This window comes from Streptomyces spiralis, assembly GCF_014654675.1.
GTDB lineage: Bacteria > Actinomycetota > Actinomycetes > Streptomycetales > Streptomycetaceae > Streptomyces > Streptomyces spiralis.
The window spans coordinates 1-1,959 of the sequence record NZ_BNBC01000125.1 but is presented as its reverse complement, the minus strand read 5'-3'; the positions used below and the strand labels follow the sequence as shown (position 1 = coordinate 1,959).

Here is a 1,959-nt window from a genome sequence, read left to right as displayed (position 1 = left end):
GGGCAACGACGAGGCCAAGGACAACAACGGCACCGTCATCCCCGACTGCTGACGACCGTGCCTCCGGCGGACCACCATCCGCCGGAGGCACGCTCGGCCCTGTTGGAAATCGATTTCACCACTCTCCCTCTGGAGCCGCATCATGCGCATATTCGCCAGACCCTGGCGCACTGCCGCCGGCATCGCCACCGCCCTGCTGCTGACCCTCGCCCCCGGAACGGCGAGCGCGGCGCCCACCACCGCCACCGCTCTCGCCTCGGCCCCGGAGAGCGACTTCTTTTCCACCGTGCAGATCGACTCGGGCGCCACCGTCGGCGCACCGGCCGTCGGGGACAACGCCAATCACGGCGACCTGTGGCCGAACTGCTGGTCGGACGACGACAACGTCTACGGCGCCTACGGTGACGGCGTCGGCTTCAACGCCCCCTTCAGCGACATCGGGGTCGCCCGCATCTCCGGCACGCCCGGAAACCTCCAGGGCACCAGCCTGGCCCAGGGCGACGCCGTCGGCCAGGTGTGGACGGCCGACCACACCCGCAAGCCCACCGGAATGGCCTGTGTGGACGGCAACCTCTACCTCGCCGTGCAGGACCTGGCCACCGACTTCAACGACGCTCCCGCCGCCACCATCGCCAAGTCGACCGACCACGGCCGCACCTGGACCTGGGACCGGACGGCTCCGATGTTCCCCAATGGCGTCTTCACCACGGTCATGTTCCTCGACTACGGCAAGGCCTACGCCAACGCGCCCGACGGCTACGTCTACGCCTACGGCCTGGACCACAACTGGCGGGACTCGTTCAACGACCGGGTGCCCGACCCGGAGGACGTCTTCCTCGCCCGCGTTCCCCGGGCGTCGGTGCTCGACCGCTCCGCCTGGCAGTTCGTCAACGGCTTCGACTCCGCGGGCAACCCCACCTGGTCCTCCGACATCAATCAGCGCACCGCGGTCCTGCACGACGACCGCCACATCTACCAGAACGTCTACACCGCCGGCAGGGCGAGCAACCTGACCACCATCAGCCAGGGCGGCATCGTCTACGACAAGCCGCTGAACCGCTACCTCTACACCTCGTGGACCGAGTACACCTTCGAGTTCTACGAGTCACCCACCCCGTGGGGCCCGTGGAAGCACTTCGAGACGAAGGACTTCGGCGGCTACCCCTGGACCCACACCAAGCACGGGGGCTACGCCACCACCATCCCCTCGAAGTACATCAGCTCCGACGGCAAGTCGGTGTGGCTGCAGTCCAACGTCTGCCCCTGCGGCGGCGGCTACCCGGCGAACGACAACTGGGCCTATACGTTCTCGCTGCGTCAGATGCACCTCGAACCGCAGGTGCCGTCCACCCCGTCCAACGCCGCCGACCCGGCCCGCAACCTCGCCCGTGAGCCCGGCACGGTGGGCATCGAGCGCGCCACGCACTACGGCAACGTCCAGTTCTACAACGACGGCAACCGCACCCAGTCCGACGACGACTGGAACGACGAGAACAAGACGGCGAGCTGGTGGGGCTACACCTGGCCCCGCAGCTACACACTGGACCGCGTCGTCTACACCACCGGCAACATGTTCTCCGACGGCGGCTGGTTCGCACAGAACCTGCGCGTCCAGGTCCGCACCAACGGAACCTGGACCGACGTCGCCGGCCTGACCGCCTCGCCGTCCTATCCGTACAACTCCACGGCCGGCCCGAACCACACCTACCGGTTCGACTTCGCACCGACCGCCGGTGACGGCGTACGGATCATCGGGGTCCCCGGCGGCACCCGCACCTTCACCTCCATCGGCGAGCTGGAGGCCTACTACAGCGCGGGCGCCGGAGGCACACCCGCCAAGTACTGGGTGGACACCTCTCCCACCGCCCCGGTCTACGGCTCACCGACCAGCACCACCCAGACGGGCACCCTGAACGCGGGCACCAACTATGTGTACTGCAAGGTGTGGGGCCGTCAGAT

Annotated in this window: 1 protein-coding gene; it reads left to right on the top strand. The window is 68.0% G+C overall.

The genetic code is table 11. From position 1 onward, the window contains the following. Positions 1-142 precede the first annotated feature (142 nt). Positions 143-1,959 (top strand): glycoside hydrolase family 183 protein (locus IE318_RS44255; protein ID WP_229904221.1); only part of this gene is annotated, 1,817 nt, incomplete at its 3' end.